Below are 23,502 nucleotides of genomic sequence, written 5' to 3' on the forward strand. Positions count from 1 at the left end.
ACCCGATTGTCTTCACCCGCGCGCCAGCCCGATCGCGCTCGCCTGCATCGGCACGAACCCCGGCAGCGCCGCCACGCGGGCCAGCCACGCGCGCACCGCCCCGTACTCCGCCAGCGACACGTTGCCCTCGGGCGCGTGGGCCACGTACGTGCAGCAGGCCACGTCGGCGATCGTCACCCGCTCGCCGGCCAGGAATTCGCGCCCGCGCAGCTCCGCGTCCATCACCCGCAGCAGCGCGTGGGCGCGGCCGATCACCTCGTCGGCGTCGAACTTCGCGCCCAGCAGCGTGACGAGCCGCGCCGCTCCCGGCCCGAACGCCAGCGGCCCGGACGCGACCGACAGCCAGCGCTGCACCGCCGCCGCCCCGATCGGGTCGGTCGGCAGCCACGCCTCGCCGCCGTCCTTGCGCGCCAGGTAGACCAGGATCGCGGTCGAGTCGGCCACGATCGTCCCGTCGTCGTCGAGCACCGGCACCTGGCCGAACTGGTTGAGCGCCAGGAACTCCGGCCGCCGCTGCGCCCCGGCCAGCAGGTCGACGTCGATGAGCTCGGCCGGCAAGCCGAGCAGCGACAGGAACAGCTGGACCCGGTGCGCGTGCCCGGACAGCGGGTGACGGTAGAGCTTGATGGTGCGTCCTTGCGACATGCCGCGAGGATGCGGCGCCCCGCCGGCCGCAACAATCCTGCGCGTTGACACTTCACCATTGCACGTGCTGCAATAATCGCCGTGGACCGGCTCGACGCCATGGCCGCCTTCGTCGCCGTCGCCGACCTGCGCGGCTTCGCCCCCGCGGCGCGCAAGCTCGGCCTCTCGCCCTCGGCCGTCACCCGCCTGGTCGCCGCGCTCGAGGAGCACCTGTCGACCCGCCTGCTGCAGCGCACCACCCGCTCCGTCAGCCTCACCGACGCCGGCGCGCGCTACCTCGAGCGGGCGCGGCAGATCTTGAGCGACCTCGACGAGGCCGAGGCCGCCGTCCAGGCCGAGCACGACGCGCCGACCGGCCGCCTGGTGGTCGCAGCCTCGGTCCTGTTCGGCCGCCTCGCGGTCGCCCCGGTGCTGTCGGACTACCTCGCGCGCCACCCCGGCGTCGTCGCCGAGCTCACCCTCTCCGACCGCAACGTCAACCTCGTCGAGGACGGCATCGACGTGGCGGTCCGGATCGGCCCGCTCACCGACTCGAGCCTGCACGCGCGCCGCGTCGGCGCCACCCGCCGCGTCGTCGTCGGCGCCCCCGCCTACCTGGCCCGCCGGCCCGCGCCGCGCCACCCGGACGAGCTCACCGACCACGCCATCGTCCACTTCACCGGCCTCGACCCCGCGCCCGTGTGGCGCTTCGTCGTCGCCGGCCGCCCGCACCCCGTCGCCCTGCACCCGGTCCTGGCCACCAACAGCACCGACGCGACGATCGCCCACGCCGAGCGCGGCGGCGGCCTGACCGTGGCGCTCGCCTACCAGGTCGCCGAGGCCGTGCGCGCCGGCCGGCTCGAGGTCGTCCTGACCGAGTTCGAACCACCGCCGCAGCCGATCCACCTGGTCTACCCGAGCGCCCGCCTGGTCCCGGCCAAGGTCCGCGCCTTCGTCGACCTGGTTTTAAAGACATGTGACTGGAGCTTCGTCGCGCTGTGAGCGACGCGCCCGTCGCCCTCTCGTTACATGGCCTCAGGATCAGCAACGTCGCAGTCTCGTGATATGAGCTCAGAATTCGGCGGGAGCTTCCCCGATCGCCAAATTCACTGGCGCCACTGGTCTCGACTCAGTGGAACTTCCCCGCCCCCAGAACTTACGCCCTCCACTGGACCTCGTTCCTGTCGCCTGCGACTTACCTTCAGGTCATGGATTAACAAGAGCCTGGACGACGCGTTCCAGGAAACTTCTCAATGTAGCTGAAGGGCTCACTCGCGGCGCAAGGTCCTGTATGGCGTTTGCTTCATCGAGCCGATGCACCTTCTCGAAAAGACCCACAGCTCTGAACGATACCGCAATCGCATTCAAGAATTGAACGCAAAACCAAACACATTGTTTGCCACGCATCCAAACTTTGGGCGCCACCATTGCCATATCCCTCTGAGCGCTATCCAGTTCATCACCACTCACTCCAGGATGAGGGCCATTATCTCCTGTCACTCGACAAAGATACGCAACCGAATCATCCCACGAAGACGCAAGTGTAACCCGCATTTTTTCTGAATCGAAATACAAAAGTGTCTTGCTCACCACATTACGAATATTCACCTTACCCTTACGCCGCGCCGCAACAATCCAAGCCATCGGCATCCGAACCGCCTCCTCGAAAGAACCGAATGCCGCACCAAACTGCCCCACCGCCCTCTCGACTGCTACATGCTGAGAGTCCAGACCGAGCGTTTCGACACAATGTCGTCGAACCACAGAATCAGAACACAACTCGTTCTCAATTGAGTAACCGTCAGTAACAAACAAATACAGATAGGCATCTGGCTGTTCCCCGACAAGATCATCATGGTCCCTATCAACGAAGAACATCGCTCTGGGGTTAGGCTGATACAACGACTTGAACTCCTTCAGAGTCGCCAAAACTCCCTCTTTACTATTGCATTTTACAAAGGATAGCACAAATGAACTGGGAATTGTGAACTAAGCAGGGGCCCATAGAATGCAAGATCCTCCTTACCTTCCACAAAGGCAAACACGGTCCGCCCATCAGGCTTATAAGTCATCAGAAATGTATTCCATTGTGCCTTTGCTGAGTTTAATGCCGTCCGCAAGAGATCAAGAAAACTACCGCCCGAAGCTGCAATTCCGTAGCAGTCATTACTTTACCTCCGCCCCTTCCTCTTTCCCTTCGGACGTTCTTTTTCTGGCAGCCTTTCCGGCGTCGCGGCTTTTGCAGGTCGGCTTACCAACGAAACAGGGAGCGTAAATGCCGAGAGTTCGTTCTCAAAAATAAAGGGAGAGTGAGTCACCGCAATCAAACCGGTGCAAAGCTGAGTCTCGATCAAGTCTTGCAAAAATCGCTGCTGCCACGGCACCGAAATCGACAGTTCGGGTTCGTCAATAATTACAAAATAAGATTGCGCTCCACTCAAATATATATGAGAGAATAGACTTACAATCTGTTTCTCACCCGAGGAAAGCAAATCTGGAGGAAGTTTGGGAAAGTCGTCCTCGTTCGGCTTCTTTGTCTCGTCAATCATATTCCTTTTGGCTTCAGGAACATAATGAAGGCCAATTTCAACTTTCGATGAATCAAACGTAAAATTTATCCTGGAGATACTTATTACAGAGAGAGACGAATGCGCGAACGTTCTCTTCTCGCTTTTGCTGGTTTGCACGAACCTTCGCCAATTTCGTCAAGTAGTGAACCGTAACCTGTTCATCTTCTGCATCACGGCTCTCTTGAAGAGTCTGCATGATTTGCTTGAGGTGTCCTCGATCTGTATCGCTGAGAAACCGAGCATCGATCTTATCGATAACATCGTTCACTGCATCGGCTACACCTGGAGCGATCAGAGCAGCCAAGTCTGGTTTTTTATACTCCTTTCGGATGACATCACTGAGATACGATCCGGTCATGTTATCCAGATCAGCTCGAAGACTTTCGCTGAGTGATTGCGTCTTCTTGGCAAAGGTCTCCTCAACATCCTTCATTCCAAATTCGACCAGTTCGATACAACTTGGACCGGAAGTTCCCGGACGGTGAAATTGTTTCAGTTCTTGCTCAAGGCGTAAATTCGGAAAGATAGATTTGAGATCACGTTCGATGCGCCTGTATGTCGGCAGAAATAGGACCTGTGAAGGCAGAAGCCTAGCGATCGTCTTCTCAAGATTTTGGAGACGCGTAATCGCGCTCGAATCAACCTCTCCGCTCATACGCAGATTTAAGTAGAAAATTTCTTGCAGATCATCAGGATCAACCTCATGTTTTTGGGCTAAGTAGCGAAGAGTAACATAATCATGCATCAACTTCGCTGGCGAAAGCTCTTGGATGTCCGTTATAATTGCATCTAGCGTATCCGGGGTAAGCCGACGTCGATGCATTAGGTAATCGTTCATATATTTTATCTGGGGTGCCCTATGGGATGCGATGATATCATCACGCCTAATTACCAAATCCTGACCGTTAATTCGAGCCTTTACTGATCTGAACGGCAGCTTCGCAAGGCGTTTCCATTGAGCAGTGAGGAACAAGTAGAGGATGTTCAGAATTGTGCTCTTTCCGCTGCCGTTTTCCCCGACGAGAATTAGCCGATTATCCTTTGGGATAATTTCTACGTCAGTGCGATTAAACATAGACTCGATCGAGAACAACTCGAGGTGAAACGAGGCGGTTGTCGTGGTCTCGGTCATGCACTGAAGCTAACCGAGACGAAGGTAAAAAACAACACTGCTCCCCCAGTGGGAGCCAGGGAAACCCTGATCGACATCGTGGTTCTCGTACGCCGACTCGGCAACCATGACGGTTGTCTAGGCAGGAGATGACCTGCGAATGTGATGCAGCAAATCAGCAACACCATTGCTCATTTGAGCTCGTCAGCGCCAAAGACAACGTTTAGAAGCACGCTACCGCTTGACGGGGTCTGTGCAAGCCCATCGGTCTGGTCCTTACTGTCCGAATGCCCCTTCACTTGAGGTAGGAGTGGAGTCGTTCGAGGGTGAGAACGTTGAACGGATCGAGCGCTTCCGCGCGCCTGGGAGTGCGCGCCGCCCCCTCGCTATCTGCGGTGGATTCGCGGCCTCGCTACTTGCGCCCGACCCGCCCGCGCAGCCCCCCGAGCAAGAACTCCGCCGTCTCGGCCGCGACCACCTCGACCGGCGCGCCCGAGGCCACCGCGCGCCGGCCCGCGTGTACGACCCCGACCATCCGCTCGACCAGGCGCTGCACGTCGGCCACCGGGCGGAACAGCCCCGCCGCCGTGCCCTGCTGGACGATGCCCGCCACGATCTCGAGCACCGGCGCGAAGCAGGCCGCGAGCGACAGGCTCACGTCCTCGGGCAGCAGGCCCTCGAGCGCGTTGACGATCGAGATCCCCGACACCCCCGGGGCCAGCGCCGCGAGCTGCCGGCGGACCAGCAGCGCCAGCCGGTCCTCCGGATCGTCGACCGCCGCGCACTCTGCCACCAGCGCGCTCACGATCGGCGCCGCCTCGGCCTTCACCACCGCGACGAGCAGCGCGTCCTTGGTCGGCGCGTAGTTGTAGATCGTGTTGCGGGCGATGCCGGCGTGGCGCGCGATCGCGGCGAGGGTCAGCGCCCCGTAGCCCTCCTCGTGGACGGCGCGGATGAACCCCTCGCGCAGGCGCTGCCAGGTGGCCTCCCGGTGCGCGGCGATGGTGGGCGCGGCGATCCTCGGCATCGATCTCATTCATCGGTCAAAAGACCGCCCCCGCAACCGCCTACTCGGCGAAATCGACGTTCATCGGGCGCACGAAGTACTGCTCGACCGGGCTCGGCACGTCGCTCTGCCGCCGCGTCCCGCCGAGCAGGCGCAGACCCTTCATCAGCACGTGCGCGACCGGCCCGCTCGGCGTGAACACCTGCGACTTGAACAGCGCCGCGCGCTGATGCTGACGCGTGAACGGCATCAGCCGCGCCTCCCACCGGCGCAGCCCCGCCTCGACGTCGCCCTCGTGGCGCGCCAGCAACCGCCCGAGCAACGACCCCGCCGCCAGCCCCACCGACGCGCCCATCCCCGAGTAGAGCGTCATGCAGCACGCCGCGTCGCCGACCAGCACGGTGCGCCCGGAGCACCAGGTGCGCATGCTGACCTGATGCACCGAGTCGAACAGGAAATGCTCGGCGCGGTCGAACTCGTCGAGCACGTGCTGCAAGATCTCGCCGAACGGCTCGGGCCCGTAGGTCCGCCGCAACACCGCCCCCGGCGGCTCGCGGAACTGGGCGTCGATGTCGCGGGTGCGATACGAGAACAGAGCCGTCGGCGCACAATCCTCGAACGGGAACACCCACAGCGACCGCCGCGGCTCGGCGAGGATGAGGCCGTGGTCGACCGGGAAGTAAGGCACCTGCGCGCGCAGCTGAAACGCGCAGATCATCGCGTGCAGCGGCTTCATGAACCGCTCGTGCGGACCGAAGACGAGGCGCCGGACGGTCGAGCGCAGCCCATCGGCGCCGACGACCAGATCGAACCGCTCGCACCGCTCCTGCCCCGCCGCATCCCGCGTGCTGACGAGCGCGCCGCCGACGACGTCCTCGATGGCCGTCGGCACCGTCGCGTAGCGCACATCCACGTCGCCCAGGTTTTAAATAACGCGGCCTCGACGTCGCCGCGCAGCACGCCCTGCGGCTCGCCCGGCTGATCGAGGAAGCCACCCGTCTGCGTGCGGTCGCCCCCGCGAGTGACCGCCCAGGTCTTCGCCCGCCTCGGCGTGCGCGTGTGGACCGCGTCCATCACCCCGAGCCGCCGCGCCGCGCTGAGCCCGGTGCCGAACAACCCGATGAAATAGCCACCGAGCCGACGCTGCGCCGCCCGCTCGATCACCGTCACCCGCCACCCCGCCTGCCGCAACCCGATCGCCGAGGCCATGCCGGCAATGCCGAGTCCGACGACGAGGGCTGAACGCTGCATGCTCATACGTCTCTCCGGGCCCGCAAAAAGGCGGTCTCTTGGTTTACGACGATCCGTCGCGAAAACAAGAGGACGCGCCCTGAGCCCGCCCTGGCGCCCCTTCGAGGCTCCGTGATTTATCGCCACCTCTGCATTCTCGGAGGCCCAGGCCGCGCAAAATCGCACCGTCCGGTGATTCGAGCCCTGCGAAAATCTCTCGCCACGCGCTCAGCCGTCATCGCGAATCGTCGCACTTGCTCGGTGCCCTGAATCGCCGCCCTGAATCCTTCGGCGCGGCGAATCGTCGCGCGTGGTCGATGCTACAAATCGTCGCCCAGGTAACTCACCGCCCACCTTCGGTCGGCGCCGCGATTCATCGCGCGCGATCGATGCTGCGAATCGTCACCCAGGCACATCACCGCCCACTCTCGGTCGGCACCGCCAATCGTCGCGCGTGATCGATGCTGCGAATCGTCGTCTTCAATTCACCGCCCCACTCTCGGTCGGCACCGCGATTCATCGCGCGTGGTCGAGGTGACAAATTCGTCACCCAGGTATCTCACCGCCCCCGCTCGGTCGGCCTTGCGAATCGTCGCACCACGACCGCCGGCGTCGTTGTGAGGTCGGCCGAGGGCGTCGCGCTTCTTGCGGACCCGCTCGCGGTGACTCGCGCCGAAGTCGGCGTGCGCGAAGCGATCGCTCGCGCGATCGTAGGCCTGCTGCGCGAGGTCGAGAGAATGACCTACCAAGTGGGCGTCACCCGCGAGCTCGTGGCAGCGGCCCACCTCGAGCCGGGCGCCGAGCAAAGGCACGCCCTCGAGCCGGCGCAGCGCCTGCTCGACGTGGGCGAGGCAGCGTCCGTCATCCCCGGCCGCGAGCTCGGCGGCCGCGAGCAGACGCAGCTGGACTGCACCGAGGTAGCCCGCGCCGCCTGCCTCGGCCGCGCCCACCGCGATCGTGCGGTAGCGGCGGCTCGCGGCGAGGTCCCCCTCGGACTCGCCGGCGAGCAGGCTGGCGGCGTTCAGCGCGTCCTCCCAGCGAGCATGGGCCAGCAGGCCGTCGAGGGCCGCGGCGAGACCAGGCAGGTCGAGCGGCTGCTCGTAAGCGAGGCGCAGACGCTGGCGCAGGAGCACGAGGACGTCGCGGTGCCCGTCGCCGGCGAGCGGCCCCAGCTCGTCGAGGACGCGCCCTGCGTCGGCGACCTCGAGGCCGTCGATCAAGCTGGCGGCGACGACGAGGCCGACCTCGACCTCTCCGCGGCTCCGGGCATCCGCCCACAGCTCGAGCGGACGGCCGCCATCGGCGATCGCCCGCCGGACTCGCTCCGCAGCGTCCCTCTCGCCAATGCCCGCCACCCCCGCCAGGAGACGCGATGCGAGCCCGCCGCGCAAGTCGAGTCGCGGGCCGGGTTCGCGCGACATGACCGATCGGGCATGTCTTCCCGAGGCTGCCGCGGTGACCGCGGCTCGGCGCCGACGACACCGTGCGCTTCGTCATGGCCCTGGGCGTGTTCGGCGTGAGCGCCTCGCCCGCTCGCTCCGCAAGACCGGGCGGCGGGGCCCCTGCCGGCCACCGTCGAAAAAAATCTCCGCCCATGTCACAACCGGCACCGGCTACCTCGTCTTGTCCCGTGAGCGTGCAGCGAGCACGCGGGAGACGAACATGACCCCACGACTGCAGCATAACCCGTTCAAACTCGCCCCCGAGGGCACCAAGGCGATGATGGCCCTCGAGGCGAGCTTCAAGGCGAGCGGCCTCGAGCACAGCCTGATGGAACTGGTGAGGATGCGCGCCTCGCAGATCAACGGCTGCGCCTTCTGCATCCACATGCACGCCACCGACGCCCGCAAGGCCGGCGAGACCGAGATGCGGCTCTACATGCTCAACGCGTGGCGCGAGTCGTCCCTCTACACCCCACGCGAGCGGGCCGCCCTCGCCTGGACCGAGGCCCTCACCCGCGTCGCCGACATCGGCGCGCCCGACAGCGACTACGAGCAGGTCAAGGCCCAGTTCAGCGAGGCCGAGCAGGTCCAGCTGACCCTCCTGATCGGCTCGATCAACGTGTGGAACCGCCTGCAGATCGGCTTCCGCGCGGCCCATCCGGTGGACCCGCCGAGTGCAGCAGGCTGACGACGCGATGGCAGCATTCGAGGCGCAGCGGCCGCGGCTGCAGCGCCTCGCGTATCGCATGCTCGGCTCGGTCGCCGAGGCCGAGGACGTCGTGCAAGACGCGTGGCTGCGGTGGCGCAAGGTCGAGGCGCCCGTCGATGCCCCCGCCGCCTATCTGCGCCGGGTCGTCGCCCGCCTCTGCCTCGACCGCATGAAGTCCGCGCGCGCGCGCGAGACCTACGTCGGCGACTGGTTGCCCGAGCCCTTGCTCGCCCCGGAGTCCGACCCGAGCGACGATCTCACCCTCACCCTGATGCTGGCGCTCGAGCGCCTGTCGCCGCTCGAGCGCGCCGCGTTCCTCCTTCACGACGTCTTCGGCGTCGCCCTCGGCGAGGTCGCCAGCACCCTCGACCGCGACGCCGCCGCCGTCCGCCAGCTGGCCGCCCGCGCGCGCAAGCACGTGCAAGCCGCCCGCCCGCGCTTCCGCGTCGAGCCAGCCGAGGCCGACCGCATCGCCCAGGCCTTCTTCGTCGCCTCGCGCGACGGCGACCTGCAGGCGCTGCAGACGATGCTGGCCGAGGACGTGGTGATCCACTCCGACGGCGGCGGCCGGGTGCTCGCATTCCGCAACCCGATCCGCGGCCTCGCGCGGGTGCTGCGGCTGTACGCCGGCCTGCGCCGCAAGTTCACCGAGCCGCCCATCTTGCTGCGCCCGCTGGTGATCGACGGCCTGCCCGGCTACGCCAGCATCGACCGCGGCCGCATCCTTCAGACCACCGCGTTGGAGCTGCGCGACGGGCGAATCGCCGGCATCTACATCGTCCGCAACCCCGACAAGCTGCGCCACGTCGCCGCCGCGCTGGCGGCCGCGCCGGGCGCTTCGTAGCAGTCCTCGCATTCAGCGCGCCGCCGCGGCGTCCGGTCGACGGGCCCTATTCTCTTGCGCGAGAGGTGCCCGCCGACATGGCCGAACGTACATGATGGTATGTTCGGGTCGCAAAGGCCTCGCAACATCCAGCACCCGCCCATCGTGCGGCCGATCGCGTTCCGCCACACGCCTGACGCACGGCCGTACATTGGCGCTCGAGCACCTCGAGGGCGACACCTGTCGCGCCGTGACACCACCTGTCGCGCACCCGATCGTGCTCGCGCATGGCGGTCGCGTCTGGACGTCGCGCATGACGTCGGGGCAGCGTCCGCACTTGCACGTGCACGACGAGTTCGAGGCGATGCAGTCGATCGCGGGCGCGCTGGCCGGCTCGTGGAGACCCGGCGCGCTCGCCGACGCCAGGAGCCAGCGGAGCGGGCCGCGCGCGGCGCCCCGCTCGCGCGCGTGCGCGACGCCTTGCTCCGGCTGGCGGCATCTGCGAATCTTGACTGTTCGCTTTGCGACGGTCTGCGAGGGATCTACGCCTTCGCTCGAGCGCAGATCGACACGCTCACCCGTATGCACGCCGAACCGACAGCACTGGCGCCAGAGCTTGCTGTGGCAGAGGGCGGCGGCGCTCGGCGCGTGGCGATGGTGGGACGGCGGCTCTGCATCGCCGGGGCGACGCTCGGGGTTGTCGGCCTGTTCGGCTGGATCTCGGGGGCGACGTGGTTGACGACGATGGTGCCGGGCCGGGCGCCGATGGTGGCCAACACTTCGCTGTCACTGGCGCTCATCGGCGGCGCGGGGGCCATCCGCTGGCGCGAGTCCGTGGGCGCGGGGCGACGGGCGCTGTCCCTCGCGGCGGCCGGCGTCGTGCTCGCCGTCGGGCTCGGGACGCTGGCGGAGTACGTGCTCGCGGTCGATCTGCACATCGATCAGCTCCTCGTCGTCAGCGAGACCGGACCGTACCCGGGCGCCCCTCGCCGCCGACGGCGCTCGCGCTGGCCTGCCTCGGCGCCGCCGTGCTTCTCTTCGACTGTCGCCGCACCGCCCGCGTGCGTCCGTCCGAATGGCTGGCGCTGGCGACCGGGCTCATCGCCTGTGCGGCCGCCCTGGGGCAGCTCTTCGGCGCCGGCGCGACCTATCGGCTCGTACACGCCCGCGTGATCGGCGTCGCGGTGCCGACGGCGATCGGCCTGTTCCTCATCTCGTTGGGCCTGCTCCTGGAGCGGCCCGACTGGGGTGCATGCGAATCGCCACATCGCCTGGGCCGGGAGGCGTGATGTTCCGCCGCCTGGTGGTGGCGGCCGTCGTCGGCCCCATCCTGCTCGGTGTCGTGCTGATGACATTCCTCGACGTGCTGGGCGTCGAGGAGTTCCGGCTGCTGTACGCGAGCCTGCTCGTCGCCTCGAGCGTCGTGGGACTCCTCCTGCTCCTCGTCAACGCGGCGCCCCTCGACCGCATGCATGCGGCGCTCGAGTCCACGCGTTCGCGGGCCCAGGAGCTGGTCGATCAGGCCGTCGACGGCATCTTCGTCGCGGATCTCGACGGCCGCTACACCGACGTCAACGTCGCCGGCTGCCGCATGCTCGGGTTCGACCGCGGGGACCTCGTCGGCAAGTCCATCGCCGACCTCCTCCCCGCCGAACAGGTCGAGCGGCTCCCCGGCCACAAGGCGCGGCTCGTCGCGGGTCACACGGAGGTCGGCGAGTGGTCGCTCCGGCGGGCGGACGGGACCTACCTGCCCGTGGAAATGAGCGCCAAGATGCTGCCCGGCGGCCGCTGGCAGGGCATCGTGCGCGACATCCGCGAGCGGAAGCGGGTCCAGGAAGAGACGCGCCGGGCCATGGAGCGCTTCGAGCTCGCGCTGCGCGGCGCGGATCTCGGCGCGTGGGATTGGGACATCACCACCGGCGAGGTCGTGTTCAACCAGCGCTGGGCGGAGATGCGAGGCCTTCGCCTCGACGAGGTCCGGCCGCACGTGGACTCCTGGATCTCCGACGTTCACCCCGACGACATGGCCCGGGTCCAGAAATCGCTCAGCGATCACTTTCGCGGGCTCGAGCCCGAGTACGAGGCCGAGCACCGGGTACGGACCCACGCCGGCGAGTGGATCTGGGTCCTCGATCGCGGTCGGGTCTTCGCGCGTGACGCCGACGGGCGACCGACCCGCATGGCCGGTACGGAACTGGACATCACGGCCCGCAAGCGGGCCGAGGAGGCGCTCCGCCTGTCGGAATTGAAGTTCTCCGGGATCGTCTCCCTGGCGGCGGACGCGATCATCTCGATCGACGAGAACCAGCGCATCACCCTCTTCAACGAGGGGGCCGAGAAGATCTTCGGCTACTCGCAATCGGAGGTGATCGGCGCTCCGCTCGATATCCTCATCCCCGAGCGGTTCCGCGGCGCGCATCGTCAGTTGGTCGAGCGATTCGCGGCGGGTGCGGAGGCCGCTCGTCGCATGGGCGGACGGAGCTCGGCGATCGTCGGGCTGCGGAAGAGCGGCGAGGAGTTCCCCGCCGAGGCGTCCATCTCGAGGCTCGCGGTCGGCAGCGCCCGACACCTCACGGTGTCGCTTCGAGACATCACCGAGCGGACGCGCCAGGAGAGCGAGCGCAAGCGCGTCGAGGCCGCCCTGCAGGAGAGCGAGGCGCGACTGCGCCTGGCGACCGAGGCCGCGGAGATCGGGACGTGGGACTACGACCCGCGCAGCGGCGAGCTCGTGTGGTCCGAGCGCGAGAAGGCCCTCTTCGGGCTGTCTCGCCACGCGCACGTCGACCACGACACATTCTTGCGCGGGCTACACCTGGACGACCGCGAGCGAGCGGTGGAGAACATCGAGCGTGCGGAGGACCCATCGAGGGGTGGGTGGTACCGCGACGAGTTTCAGAATCGTCGGTATCGAGGACGGCGTCGAGCGCTGGATCTCCGCCCAGGGGCGCTGCTTCTTCGACGAGCACAACCTGCCGCGGCGCTTCATCGGCGCCGACGTGGACGTGACCGAGAAGCGCCTGTCGGCCCAGCGCGCGGCGCTGCTCGCAGAGGCCTCGCGCCTGCTGGTGCCGGGGAGCGTGCGGGCCTCGGTACAGAGCGCGCTCGGTGCGGTCACCCGGGCCGTGAGCGAGCGCCTCGGCGCCTCCTGTTGGGTGGCGCTGCTGTCCGAGGACGAGCGCTCGCTGCTGACCACCGCGTTCACCACGCGGAGCGCGGAGCTCGGGGCCCGGCTGGGGCATTTGGGGGCCGCAAGCGTGCCGATCCGGGACGATTGGCTCGGGCGGGCTCTGGGCGAGCGGCGCTCCTTGCTCGTCCCCCTGCTCGACGCGCAGACCAGGGCCGACCTGGCCAGCGTCGAGGCATTCAAGCCGGCGCTCGCGGGCGACGCGCTCACGAGCCTGATGTTGGCGCCCCTGGTGGTGGCGGACCGCGCGCTCGGGGTCATCGCCTGCTTCCGCGGCGGCGGTCGGGCCTACGGCCGGGCGGACCTGATCATGCTGCAAGACCTCGCGGACCGCTGCGCCCTGGCGACGGCGGAGTCCCGGAGCTTTCAGCGCGCCGAGCAGGCGCGCCAGCAGATCGAGTCGATCATCGACGCGGTGCCGTTCTTGATCTCGTACGTCGACGCGTCCGGGCGCTACGCGTACGTGAGCCGGGGCTATGAGCTGTGGTTCGGGCGGTCGCGGGCGGAATTCGTGGGCGAGCACGTCAGCGAGAACGTCGGCGTCGAGGCCTACGAACATCTGCGTCCCATGGTGGAGGCCGCGTTACGCGGCGAGCGCAAGCAGTTCGAGCTCACGCTGACGTACGCGCGCGGCGGGACGCGCGAGGTCGCCGCCAACTACCTGCCGCAGTTCGACGAATCCGGTCGTCCGGCCGGGTTCGTCGCGGTCATCGTCGACGTGTCCGAGCACAAGGTGCTGGTCGAGAGCCTGCGGCGCTCGCTGCGGTTCAGCGAGGAGTTCGTGGGGATGTTGGGCCACGACCTGCGCTCGCCGCTGAACGCCATCGCCATGACGTGCGAGATCCTGCTCCGCAAGCTGGGCGATCCCTGGGCGACCAAATCGGTCCAGCGGATTCGGAGCAGCGCCGACCGCATGGCCAGGATGATCGCGCAGATCCTCGACTTCACGCGCGCGCGCCTGGGAGGCGGCATCCCGGTTCGGCCCGCCCCGGTCGACCTGGCGACCCTGGCGGCCGATATCGTCGCCGAGGTGCGGAGCGGCACCCAGCGGTCCATCTCGCTCGAGATCGAGGGTGATACCCGCGGACAGTGGGATCCCGACCGCCTGGGCCAGGTGCTCGCCAACCTGATCGCCAATGCCGTGCAACACGGATGCAAGGACACGCCCGTGTGCGTGCACGTGAGCGGCACCGAGGCGGACTCCCTGAGATTGACGGTCTGGAACGCCGGCGTGATCCCCGAGACCGTGCTGCCGTTCGTGTTCGAGCGGTTTCAGCGCGGCAGCGCCGAGCCAACGAGTCGTCCGCAGGGGCTCGGCCTCGGGCTCTACATCGCGCAACAGATCGTCCTGGCGCACGGCGGCGCCATCGAGGCGCGTTCTTCACAAGCCGAGGGCACGAGCTTCTGCGTCACGCTGCCGCGAGAGTGCACGCCCGCGGCGACGACGGGAGCGCCGGCCGGCGCCCCGCGTCGACCGGTCGTCACGGACGCCGTCGAAGAGTGATTTGGGCCGGGGCCCTCGGTGACGTTCTCGAGCGGATGACGAGACACCGGGCGTTCGTCGCGGGGTCGCTCCACTGTTTTGGCCGGCGAGGACGTGGCCACGGCCAGCGCGAAGACCTGGGACGACTACCCGCCGGACGACGTGTCCAAGAAACACGCGTTCGACGACCCCGCGTTCGACGTCGTCGTCGCGGGCGGCGGGTCGCCGAGCTCGGGCGGCGGAGCCATGTCGAAGGTCGACGCGCCGCCCGAGCTGCTCCCGGCGGCGCTGTCCTCGGAGCCGCCGCCGGTCGAGCTCGACATCGAGGTCGCCGTCGTCGTGCTGCCCGAGCTGCTCGACGTGTGCGCCACGGAGGTGATCCCCGTCGACGAGAACGCATGTTCGCCCGGCCCACAAGAGATCGCCCACGCCGTGCTCGGGCTGGCTTGCTGGCACAACGCTCGCCGGACCGCGGCTCCTCGCCCGCTGACCGGCGACCCACCACCGGCACGACGCGTGCGGCGGCCTGCTTGCGGCGAACGCCGCACGCACGGTATTCCCGCTCCATGCGCCGGGTTCGCTCGTTCGGTTCGCTCCTACTGGCAGTCGCGTCCGTGGTCGCTTGCGGGTCTTCGTCGAACGAGACGGACACGGCGACCGGCGCCGAGAGCGAGGAGCCGCGCGAGATCTGCGACCGCTACCTCGTCTGCATCGCTGCCGTCGCGCCGTCGGGGCTGCCGGCCGCGCAGATGGGCTTCGGCGACGACGGCTCGTGCTGGCAGGGCAGCGACAAAGACGCCCAACTGTGCATTGACGCCTGCGACGCCGGCCTGGAGATGTACCACGAGCTGTTCCCCGACCAGGCGAAATGCGACCTGTGCCAGGGCCACGACGACTGCGACCAGGCCGCCGGCGAATTATGTTACCAGGGCGAATGCACCGTGACGACCTGCGGCAACGGCGTGGTCGAGGCCGAGGAGATCTGTGATTCGGCGCGGCCCGACTGTGACGCCGATTGTCAGGGCCTTCGGCGTGCAACCCGCTCTCGGGGTACGGCTGCGAGTCCGACGCGTGTGCTCTCTATCCCGTCGGCGGTAGCGACCCTGGCATCGTCGCTCAGTGCGCCCAGTTCACGGTGATCCCCCCGGCGAAGCCTGCGAGATGACGAGCCTGGGGCTGTGCGAGCCTGGGTTCGCCTGCACCTCCCCCGATCAGCTCTCGACCTGCGACCCCGCCGGCCAGGATGGCTGCTGCGCGCGGCTGTGCATGCTGGACGTTGCGGCCGAATGCGCCGACGGGGAGGCCTGTCTCGCATATGCACCGCCCCTCGGCTACGTGTTGCCCGCCGATTTGGCCCACATCGGCGTGTGCGTGCCCGACTGAACGGCTTCAGAAACACATTCCGCGAACCGGGCCCGCCCGAGGAGGAGCCGGTGACGGGCTCCAGCGGCATGCCTGCGATGAACCTTCAGCTCACTGGAACCAGTATTATCGGGACTCGGGGTCGGAGCCCCGGTATGTCTCCCAGAAGTGGAGCTGACGACATTGCTCCCTCGCCCATGTCGCTCGTCGTAGCCGTGTCCGGATTTCGATGGGATGAAAAATCTCCTTGCCAGGACCGCGTGGGTCACGTAGTGCGGCCCCATCACGTCAGCTCGACGCAAAGCACACCGTCGCGCCGACTGTCCTCGACCACCGCGAGCGCATCTTCCTGCCCGAGCAGCCACGCCCGTGCCTCGACCTCCGACAGCCGCAGCGATCAAGCCGCTTGCCCACATGGGTGTCCATTCAACGACGAACAGGCTGAGCATCATCAGCCACAGGAAGACGAAGACACCTGTCGGGCGTCCTGCGATCTTCCAGACATCGGGTCGGTTCCAGAAGGCTGTCGTGGGGAAGAAACATAGCCGCTGGGGGCGATCGAGGTAGGCCAAGTTCCCTCTCGGGTGGGCGTGGCGCCAGTGTTCTCATGAGTCGCCTACGCGGCCCGCCGCGTCAATGCCCGCCCGCCGCGTACAGCGGCAGCAGGGCGATCGTCTTGGCGAACCCGACCGGATCCTCGACCAGCGCCCGCCCGAGCTCGAGCGCCGCCTGCGTCCCCTCGGCGACGATCGACTTGGCGAGCTCGATCGACACCGCCCCGCGATCGAAGCACCGCTCGGCCCGCAGCTCGCCGACCACCACGATGTCATCCGCACCTTCGCGGGTGAACGTGCAGTCGACGGTGAACGCGAAGAACCGCGCCTCGTAGTCCCACTCGCCCAGCTCCAGCGAACAATCCTCGGCCGGCACCCATCCGTCCTGCCCTGCGGCGTACAGGCCGATGTCGTTTTGCCACACCCCGCTCTCGTTCAGCTCGATGCTGACGCCGAAGGCCACCGGGTCGCTCTCGTCCGCCGCCATGGCGAACGCGAAGCTGCGGTTGAACGCCCCGGTGTGCTCATTGTCGGTCCCGTCCATCTCGCACGACCCGGAAGGGTCGTCGGCCCACGCCGCTCGCTCGCCGCCCAGCTCGCGCTCCTCCCCGCCGGCGGCCAGCACCAGCGACGAGGTGACGATCGCCGGCTCGCGCTCGTGCCCCAGATCGGACACCAGCCTGCACGCGACGAGAGAACCCAACAACCCGGAGGCGACGTATTTGTGCATGGCGGTCGGCAAGGTAAGCGCGGGCCCAGCATAGGCGACGCGCTGCGCACTGTCACCTCGATCGTCGCGCAGCCCGCGCTACGCCGCCCCCGAGACCTCCCCGCTCCAGCGCCCGCGATCACGGAGCGACCTGCCCCCTCCGCGCCCCGGCGCCAATCCACCGCCTGCCCTTTAATACATGTCTCACGAGCCATCCGCCGCCGCGCCTCACCGCCGCGAAGCGCGAATTCGTCGGGGCTCGGGCCCTCGCGGGCGGTCACGGCGCGTCGATTCGCGGCGCCTCCGCACCGCGGGGCGGTCCGCAGACGACCGCATCAAGACGACGAGCAGGATTCGCACGGCGGCGGCGGTTCTGCGGCCGGCCGGGCCTCAGGGCGATCCTGCGCGGGCGGGCGCAACAATCGCACTCGCATCATGGTTCGCCGGAGACAAGCCATGAGCATTCAAAATTACATCGGACGAGTCCTCGGCGTGGCGATGGCCCCCCTCGCGTTCGTGGCCAGCGCGGTCCGCCGCGACCGGATCTTCCATCCCGACGGCGTGCTCTACCGGGCCGAGGTCAAGCCCGACGCGCAGCACGGCGCGCTCAAGCCCCTGGCCAAGCGCCTCGGCGGGGCCGCGCTGGTGCGCCTGTCGGGCGCGCTGTGGCGCTGGCCGCAGGGCCGCCGCCGCCCCGACCTGCTCGGCGTGGCGCTGCGCGTCCGCGGCAACGACGCGACCACGGTGCGCCTCCTGCCCGGCGACCAGGACCTCTCGTTCGTCACCGCGACCACGGTCCTGCGCATGGCGGTGTCCACGTTCGCCACCGACACGGGCGACTACCTCGACAACTCCTATCATTCGATCTTCCCCTACCTCCTCGACGACCTCGGCCGCGTCTATCTGCGCCTCGTCCCGCTCCAGCCCGCCCCCGCCGGCGCCGATCGCAACCAGCGCCTCGCGCTCGCGGTCGCCAAGGAGAAGGCGACCCTGCGCCTCGAGCTGCAGGCCGCGGCGCTCGGCGACGACTGGCACTCGCTCGCCACGATCGACCTGCGCGAGCGCCTCGAGGTCGACGAGGACGCGTTCGAGCTCCACCCCGGCACCTCGGCGATGGGCCTCGTCCCCGACGGCTTGGTGCAATCGGCTCGTCCCGAGATCTACGCCGCCAGCGAGGCCGGCCGCCGCCTCACCGAGCACTGACGGCCTCCGCGGCCGGTGGCGCAGCACCTGGCCGCCGCGGACCCGCCGCCTCGCTGAATCATCGCACATGTTTTTAAGGACATGTCGCATTGCGGGCGCGTCGCCCCGGCGGTCACCCTGAGGGCGCTCCCGGCTGTCGTCGCGTCACGCCGTCGTCGCTCGCGAGAGAGAGCCCACGTTCGCCGCGAACGCCGCATGTCCGGGCGCGAGGGATGCGGGCTAGTGTCGCGCCGCCTGTCCCTCTCGACCGCCAACCTTGCGATCTTCACCGCCGTCACCGCAGTGCTCGACGGCGTCGACCGGCGCTCCGCGGCGCTGGCGACGGTGATCGCTCGCACCGGTTCGGCGCCGCAGGTGATCGGGGCGCGGCTGCTGCTCCACGACGACGGGCAGCTGCGCGGGACCGTGGGCGGCGGCGCGATCGAGGCCCAGGTGCTGGCGGCCTGTCGCGCGGTGCTCGACGATCGCCTGCCGCGGCGGATCGCCGCGCACCTCGTGCGTGACCTCGGCATGTGCTGCGGCGGCAGCATGGAGGTGTTCATCGAACACCTCGAGCCGCCCCGCGCGGAGGCACATGCCTGAGCGCCGGCCCGCGCGCTGGCGGCGGCTGCTCGCCTGCAAGCAGCACGGCCTGACCTTCGCGGCGCTGGCGGTCGGCGAGGCGTGGCTGTGCGTCCGCGCGAGCGCGACCCCCTTCGTCGTGTTCGCGGGCACGTGGCTCTTGGGCCTCGCGACGTGGACCCTCCTGGAGTACCTGCTGCACCGCTTCGCCTTCCACTTGCCGCCGGCGCACCCGCTCGCGCTGTTCGGGGCGCGCCAGCACTTCGACCACCACGCCGCGCCCGATCGCACTCCGATCACCAAGCCGCTGGCGCTCACCATCCCGGCGCTGCTGATCGGCTGGCTCGCGGCCCGCTGGTTGACCGGCGCCGAGCTCGTCGCGCCGCTGTGGGCCGGCCTCGTCGCGGGCTACCTCGGATACGAGGTGATGCACGTCGCCGCCCACGTCCTCGCGCCCGCGGAGCACCCGCTGGCTTCCTTCCAGCGCGCGCACCTCGACCACCACGTCGACATCCGCAGCAACTTCGGCATCACCTCCCCGCTGTGGGACGTGCTGCTCGGCACGCGTCGCCGCTGATCCGCAGGCTCCCGCTCACCCCGGCCGGCGCGCGGAAGATTGAACGCGCCGGCTGCGGCCGTGCATGTCCCCGGGGCCAGGTCGTGAGCGCCCACGGACGCGCGAGCCGAGCGCGAATCATATGTCCCCGGGGCCATGTCGTGAGCGCCGACGCACGCCCTAGCCGAGCACGCGGCATATGTCCCCGGGGACATGTCGTCACTCGACCGGCGCCATCGCCGCCAGCGCACGCAGCTGCAGGGCCGTCGGCGCCGCGAGCAGGACCCGCGGCCGGCTCGCGGGCGGCAGGGCGAGCGTGAGCTCGAGCAGGTACCCGGGTCGCCGCCGCATCGCGCCGAACCGCAGCCCCCGGGCCAACGCCGCAGGTGAATGCGCCGCCCCGGCCACGTATCGCCGACCGTCGACGAAGCGCTCGCGATGTCGCGTCCACCACTGCAGCACCGCCATCGGATCGGCGCGCGGCAGGTCGTCCTCGGGGCGGTGCTCGAGCGCCTCGTCGTCCTCGCGCGGCAGGTCCATGTGCGCCGCCGCGAGGTCGACGCCGGTCACCGCCGAGAAGACCTCGCCCGCCAGCGGACCCGCGACGGGATCCTCGAGCCATTCGAGCGCCGCGTCGACGACCTCGGGCGTGCCGTGGAAGCCGAGCGCCCACAACGCGGCCACGCGTCGCTTGCGATCGCCCAGCGCCGCCACGATCGCCGCGATGTCATCGGTCTCCCCGCCGAGCGCCAGCAGCAGCATCGCCGCCCCGCCGTCGACCTCGCGCATGCGCTCGCGCGCGCGGGCCCACGCGGGCGCGAGGCCCATGCGCACCCCCGCGTCGATGGCCGCGTCCAGCACCGACGGCCCCAGCTCCTGCAGGCCTGCGGTCACCGCCCGCACGAAGCGCCCCAGGTCGGGCTCGTCGGCCACCGCCCGCAGCGCCATCGCCCGCGTCGCCGCGTCGTCGCTGGCCAGCAGCAGCCCCAGTGCGTCGCCGAGCGGCGCGTGGTGCAGCGCCAGCACCTCGGCCGCGGCCGCCATCACCGCCTCGTCGTAATCGGCCAGCAGCTCGCGCAATCGCGGTCCTGTCATCGCCGGATCGACGCACGCCAGCGCCCGCACCAGCGGCGCGCGCTGCTGCGGCCGCGCGCGCAGCACCTCGACGATCGCCGCGAGCGCCTCTTCGCGCCGCGGACCCTGCAGCAGCGCCAGCGCGGCCGCGCTGACCCGGGCCGGTTCGTCGCTCGCCAGCGCCGGCAACAGCAACCGCTCGGCCACCACGGGCCCGCCGACCGCGAGCCCCTCGAGGTGCGCGAACAGCCGCTCCTCGGGCCCCTCGGCCACCTCGTCGAGCGTGTAATCCGGCGCGACCAGGCTGTGCCGCCACACGCCCCACAAGAACTCCGCCTCGTCGAGGTGCTCCTCGACGACATCCCACAGCGGTTCGACCTCGACGCGACGCATGGCCTCAGTTGATCTGGACCGAGCCGCCCTTGATCCGGTTTGTCCCGCGCGCGTGCGTCTCGACGTACGCGCCGCGGATGACGAGCTTGCCGTCCTTCTTGAGCGAGATCGACGCCTCCCCGCAGCGCAGCTCGAGCTCCTCCTCGCCGGTCACGGCCACGCGCTCGCCGGCGACCCGCGCTCTTCGCTTCGGCGCCGCGTCCTGCACGAGGCCGACGATCAGCGGCCGCTCCGGATCGCCGCCCTCGAACAACAAGGCCGCCGGCGTGCGCGCGGCCGCGGCCCGGCGCAGCGCGGCGCGATCGAGCGCGACGAGCAGGCGCGCCGGCACCGGCCCGGCCGGGTTGCCGGGGTAATCGACGATGCAGCCGCGCTCTCTTCGAATGCGACGACGGTCCCGACGATCGCGGCCGGCAACACCGGCGCCGGTGGGACCAGCTGGACGACTGCGGAGGAACTCGATCTGCGCGCCATCGTGAGGCTCCTGCTCAGTTGAGCTTGATCATGGCGCCCCGCACCGTGATCCGGCCGCTCGCCTGCACATCGAGCTTGCCGGCCTGGATGGACAGTTCGCCGGTCTTCTTGACGACGATCGTCGCGCCGCCGCACTGGAAGGTCAGCTTGTCGGCGACCACCACGCTCGCCTGCTTGCCGACCGAGACGTTGAGGCTCTGCCCGGCCGTGACGTTGACGTGGCGACCGGCCCCGAGCGCGAGGTTGTGGCCCGCGCTCGCGGTGATGTTCTCGGCCGCCTGCACCGACTTTCCGCCGCCGATCTGCTCCGAGCTGTCGCCGCCGACGGCCACGCTCTTGCCGAGCCCGACCTGCTCCGCCTTCGCCATTCCCACCGTCTCGTTCATCACCCCGCCGACGCTGACCTGATACGCCGCGCCGATCGTCAGCGCGCTGGCCAGCGTCACCGCCTCGGACTTGGCCGCGCCGATCACCGTCGACTGGTGGGCGCCGACCGCCAGCGACATGTTGCCGGCGATCGTCTCGGTGTGGTCGTTGCCGACCTGGATCGTCCGATCGTGGCCGACCGCATCGGTGTGATCGCGGCCGACCGACTCGCTGTGATCGTTGCCGATCGTCAATGACGCGTCGTGCCCGATCTGCTCCCCGTGGTCGTTCTCGACGATCACGTTCCAGTCGCGCTGCCCGTGGATGTAGATCTCCTCGCGACCCTTCGCGTCTTCGAAGCGCAGCTCGTTCGACCCGCCGCCGCCCGGCGTCGACTCCGTCTTGAGCGTGCTGCGGGTCTTGTCGGCCGGCAGCGGATACGGCGGCGCGTTGAGCCCCGTGTACACGCTGCCGGTGACGAGCGGCCGGTCGGGGTCGCCCTCGAGGAATTCGACGATCACCTCGTGCCCGACCCGCGGGATGAACAGCGCCCCGAAGCCGTTGCCGGCCCACGCCTGGCCGACGCGGACCCAGCACGAGCTGTTCTCGTCGCGCGTGCCCTGGCGGTCCCAGTGGAACTGCACCTTCACCCGCCCGTGCTCGTCGACGTGCACCTCCTCGCCGGGCGGGCCGACCACCGTCGCGGTCTGGGCGCCGCGGACCTGCGGGCGCGGCGTCCGTCGCGGCGCGCGGTACGGCAATTTCTTGTCGGCGCACTCGAACTCGTTCGAATAGTGGAACGTGTCGTACGCGCCCTCGTCGAGCGCCTGCGGCTGCTCGCCGCGATGCGTCACCCGCACGACGCGGTAGTCGCCCTCGAGGTGGCCGCGGATCGGGTCGGACAGCGTGAACGCGAAGCCGGGCACCAGGCGCGGGCTGTCACTCGTGCCCACCCCGCGCCGGCGGCCGGCCTGCAGCGCCTCGAGCCGCAGGCGCGCCTGCTGCCCGCCGTGGTGCGGCGCGCCCTTGCCCGTCTCCTGATACCCGCCCGGGTAATCGTACACCTCGCGCTCGCCGTCGCCCTCGCTCGCCTCCATCGCCCGATCGGGCTGGTGCAGGTTGCGGTCGCGCAGCGAGACCCGCTGCGGCCGCAGGCCCTCGCTCAGGCGAAACGTCTTGAGGTGCTCCTGCTCGGCCTCCGAGTTGAAGCTCAAAGTCGGGTCGCCCTCGATCGGGTCGCTGGCGTCGCCGCGGTCCGTCATCACCAGCACGTGCCGCGTCTCGCTGTGCTCGTGATAATAAAAAATCCCCGCGTCCTCCATCAGCCGGCCGATGAATTCGAGGTCGCTCTCGCGGTACTGCACACAATAATCGCGCGGCGCGTATGCGGCCTGCAGGTCGAGGCGGAAGTCGGAGCGCGGGATGCCGGCGCTCTCGAGCACCTTCGTCAAGATCTGCGGCGTCGACTGCTTCTGGAAGATCCGGCAATCGTGACGCTGCTGCAGGCGCCAGATCGCCGGCGCCAGCGTCAGCTCGTACAGGGTGTAGCTCGAGCTCTCGCCGATGTAGCCCGCCTCGCACACGAGCCCGTGCACGTGGCGCGTGGCGTGCAGCCCCTCGATCGTCAGCACGGCGGGCTTGCCGACCAGCTCGTCGAGCGAGATCGTGGCCGCGGCCAGCTCGATGCGGAACTCGAACAGCGCCGAGATCGCCTCGCGACCGGTGAAACGGACCACGCGCAGCTCCTCGCCGCAACCCTCGACGGCGAACGTGAACAGCGCGCGATTGCCGAGGAGCGCCGGCAGGCCATCGGAGGACACGGCCGACAACGTGACATGGATCGCCATGACGGCAAGCCGCCGCGGTCGCGCGCTCGGGCTCGCCAGCCCGCGGGCAGGGCGGGCCTCACGCATGATTCGTCGCGCTGGGGGCGAGCGGATGCACAATGAGGTCCGCCGACTGCGGATGCGCGAGTTGCTCTCCTCGCGCCCGCGCGGCGCGTCCGCCCGCGCCTCGGCCTCCTGGTGCGACGCCGACGAATTCTCGCGCCGGGCCTCGTGCCGAGCGC

The 23,502-nt window shown here is 68.8% G+C and carries 22 protein-coding genes and 1 pseudogene; 11 read left to right on the plus strand and 12 right to left on the minus strand.

The window, feature by feature from the left end:
• Window positions 1-12 precede the first annotated feature (12 nt).
• Window positions 13-645: a glutathione S-transferase family protein gene (locus tag OV079_RS28390; RefSeq protein ID WP_267772078.1), complete on the minus strand. Its 633-nt coding sequence runs from the start codon at window positions 643-645 to the stop codon at window positions 13-15.
• An 81-nt stretch (window positions 646-726) separates the two neighbouring features.
• On the opposite strand from OV079_RS28390, the gene OV079_RS28395 reads away from it, so the two are divergent.
• The gene (locus OV079_RS28395) at window positions 727-1,626 is read left to right on the plus strand and encodes a LysR family transcriptional regulator (RefSeq protein ID WP_267772079.1); all 900 of its coding nucleotides are present in this window, start codon (window positions 727-729) and stop codon (window positions 1,624-1,626) included.
• A 204-nt stretch (window positions 1,627-1,830) separates the two neighbouring features.
• Here OV079_RS28395 and OV079_RS28400 read toward each other — a convergent pair whose 3' ends face one another.
• From OV079_RS28400 to OV079_RS28425, 6 genes are all read right to left on the minus strand, one after another.
• Window positions 1,831-2,592 (minus strand): DUF4435 domain-containing protein, encoded by a 762-nt coding sequence (locus tag OV079_RS28400; protein ID WP_267772080.1) that lies wholly within the window; start codon window positions 2,590-2,592, stop codon window positions 1,831-1,833.
• A 203-nt stretch (window positions 2,593-2,795) separates the two neighbouring features.
• Window positions 2,796-3,173 (minus strand): AAA family ATPase, encoded by a 378-nt coding sequence (locus OV079_RS28405; RefSeq protein WP_267772081.1) that lies wholly within the window; start codon window positions 3,171-3,173, stop codon window positions 2,796-2,798.
• Window positions 3,174-3,225: 52 nt separating this feature from the next.
• Window positions 3,226-4,326 (minus strand): ATP-binding cassette domain-containing protein, encoded by a 1,101-nt coding sequence (locus OV079_RS28410; protein ID WP_267772082.1) that lies wholly within the window; start codon window positions 4,324-4,326, stop codon window positions 3,226-3,228.
• A gap of 391 nt (window positions 4,327-4,717) precedes the next feature.
• Window positions 4,718-5,332 (minus strand): TetR/AcrR family transcriptional regulator, encoded by a 615-nt coding sequence (locus OV079_RS28415; protein ID WP_267772083.1) that lies wholly within the window; start codon window positions 5,330-5,332, stop codon window positions 4,718-4,720.
• A 40-nt stretch (window positions 5,333-5,372) separates the two neighbouring features.
• On the minus strand, window positions 5,373-6,224 hold the full coding sequence (locus OV079_RS28420) for an FAD-dependent monooxygenase (protein WP_267772084.1): 852 nt from the start codon (window positions 6,222-6,224) through the stop codon (window positions 5,373-5,375).
• A gap of 802 nt (window positions 6,225-7,026) precedes the next feature.
• On the minus strand, window positions 7,027-7,761 hold the full coding sequence (locus OV079_RS28425; RefSeq protein ID WP_267772085.1) for a hypothetical protein: 735 nt from the start codon (window positions 7,759-7,761) through the stop codon (window positions 7,027-7,029).
• A gap of 442 nt (window positions 7,762-8,203) precedes the next feature.
• Between OV079_RS28425 and OV079_RS28430 the strand changes: the two genes are divergently transcribed.
• From OV079_RS28430 to OV079_RS28450, 5 genes and pseudogenes are all read left to right on the plus strand, one after another.
• Window positions 8,204-8,671, plus strand: coding sequence for a carboxymuconolactone decarboxylase family protein (locus OV079_RS28430; RefSeq protein WP_267772086.1), 468 nt, complete (start codon window positions 8,204-8,206; stop codon window positions 8,669-8,671).
• Between the two features lie 7 nt (window positions 8,672-8,678).
• Window positions 8,679-9,536, plus strand: coding sequence for a sigma-70 family RNA polymerase sigma factor (locus OV079_RS28435; RefSeq protein ID WP_267772087.1), 858 nt, complete (start codon window positions 8,679-8,681; stop codon window positions 9,534-9,536).
• 447 nt (window positions 9,537-9,983) lie between these two features.
• Window positions 9,984-10,688: a hypothetical protein gene (locus OV079_RS28440; protein ID WP_267772088.1), complete on the plus strand. Its 705-nt coding sequence runs from the start codon at window positions 9,984-9,986 to the stop codon at window positions 10,686-10,688.
• Between the two features lie 295 nt (window positions 10,689-10,983).
• Window positions 10,984-12,399 (plus strand): annotated as a pseudogene (locus OV079_RS58775) (PAS domain-containing protein); the annotation flags it as partial.
• 193 nt (window positions 12,400-12,592) lie between these two features.
• Window positions 12,593-14,203 carry a sensor histidine kinase gene (locus OV079_RS28450; RefSeq protein WP_420829545.1) on the plus strand — a complete coding sequence of 537 codons (1,611 nt, stop codon included), beginning with the start codon at window positions 12,593-12,595 and terminating at the stop codon, window positions 14,201-14,203.
• 125 nt (window positions 14,204-14,328) lie between these two features.
• Here OV079_RS28450 and OV079_RS28455 read toward each other — a convergent pair whose 3' ends face one another.
• Complete coding sequence (locus OV079_RS28455; protein WP_267772091.1) at window positions 14,329-14,640, minus strand: hypothetical protein; 312 nt, start codon at window positions 14,638-14,640, stop codon at window positions 14,329-14,331.
• Window positions 14,641-14,796: 156 nt separating this feature from the next.
• Here OV079_RS28455 and OV079_RS28460 point away from each other — a divergent pair, with 156 nt between their 5' ends.
• Together OV079_RS28460 and OV079_RS28465 are read left to right on the plus strand one after the other, a co-directional pair.
• Window positions 14,797-15,321 (plus strand): hypothetical protein, encoded by a 525-nt coding sequence (locus tag OV079_RS28460; RefSeq protein WP_267772092.1) that lies wholly within the window; start codon window positions 14,797-14,799, stop codon window positions 15,319-15,321.
• Window positions 15,322-15,343: 22 nt separating this feature from the next.
• Window positions 15,344-15,565, plus strand: a complete 222-nt coding sequence (locus OV079_RS28465; RefSeq protein WP_267772093.1) for a hypothetical protein — start codon at window positions 15,344-15,346, stop codon at window positions 15,563-15,565.
• A gap of 612 nt (window positions 15,566-16,177) precedes the next feature.
• Here the strand turns inward: OV079_RS28465 and OV079_RS28470 are convergent.
• Window positions 16,178-16,828 (minus strand): hypothetical protein, encoded by a 651-nt coding sequence (locus OV079_RS28470; RefSeq protein ID WP_267772094.1) that lies wholly within the window; start codon window positions 16,826-16,828, stop codon window positions 16,178-16,180.
• Between the two features lie 435 nt (window positions 16,829-17,263).
• Here OV079_RS28470 and OV079_RS28475 point away from each other — a divergent pair, with 435 nt between their 5' ends.
• The 3 genes from OV079_RS28475 (at window position 17,264) to OV079_RS28485 (ending at window position 19,148) form a co-directional block, all read left to right on the plus strand.
• Window positions 17,264-18,010 carry a hypothetical protein gene (locus OV079_RS28475; protein WP_267772095.1) on the plus strand — a complete coding sequence of 249 codons (747 nt, stop codon included), beginning with the start codon at window positions 17,264-17,266 and terminating at the stop codon, window positions 18,008-18,010.
• 222 nt (window positions 18,011-18,232) lie between these two features.
• A complete protein-coding gene (locus tag OV079_RS28480) occupies window positions 18,233-18,592 on the plus strand; it encodes an XdhC family protein (protein WP_267772096.1) in 360 nt (119 codons plus the stop codon).
• Window positions 18,585-19,148, plus strand: a complete 564-nt coding sequence (locus OV079_RS28485) for a sterol desaturase family protein (RefSeq protein ID WP_267772097.1) — start codon at window positions 18,585-18,587, stop codon at window positions 19,146-19,148. The genes OV079_RS28480 and OV079_RS28485 overlap by 8 nt, the downstream gene beginning before the upstream one ends.
• Window positions 19,149-19,346: 198 nt before the next feature.
• Here the strand turns inward: OV079_RS28485 and OV079_RS28490 are convergent, their stop codons facing one another.
• The 3 genes from OV079_RS28490 to OV079_RS28500 all read right to left on the minus strand — a co-directional run bounded on the left by OV079_RS28490 (window position 19,347) and on the right by OV079_RS28500 (window position 23,254).
• A complete protein-coding gene (locus OV079_RS28490) occupies window positions 19,347-20,594 on the minus strand; it encodes a TIGR02270 family protein (RefSeq protein WP_267772098.1) in 1,248 nt (415 codons plus the stop codon).
• A 4-nt stretch (window positions 20,595-20,598) separates the two neighbouring features.
• Window positions 20,599-20,979 (minus strand): DUF6484 domain-containing protein, encoded by a 381-nt coding sequence (locus OV079_RS28495; protein ID WP_420829546.1) that lies wholly within the window; start codon window positions 20,977-20,979, stop codon window positions 20,599-20,601.
• A 103-nt stretch (window positions 20,980-21,082) separates the two neighbouring features.
• On the minus strand, window positions 21,083-23,254 hold the full coding sequence (locus OV079_RS28500; RefSeq protein ID WP_267772099.1) for a type VI secretion system Vgr family protein: 2,172 nt from the start codon (window positions 23,252-23,254) through the stop codon (window positions 21,083-21,085).
• Window positions 23,255-23,502: the final 248 nt, after the last annotated feature.

It is taken from the genome of Nannocystis pusilla, assembly GCF_026626665.1.
Lineage (GTDB): Bacteria > Myxococcota_A > Polyangia > Nannocystales > Nannocystaceae > Nannocystis > Nannocystis pusilla.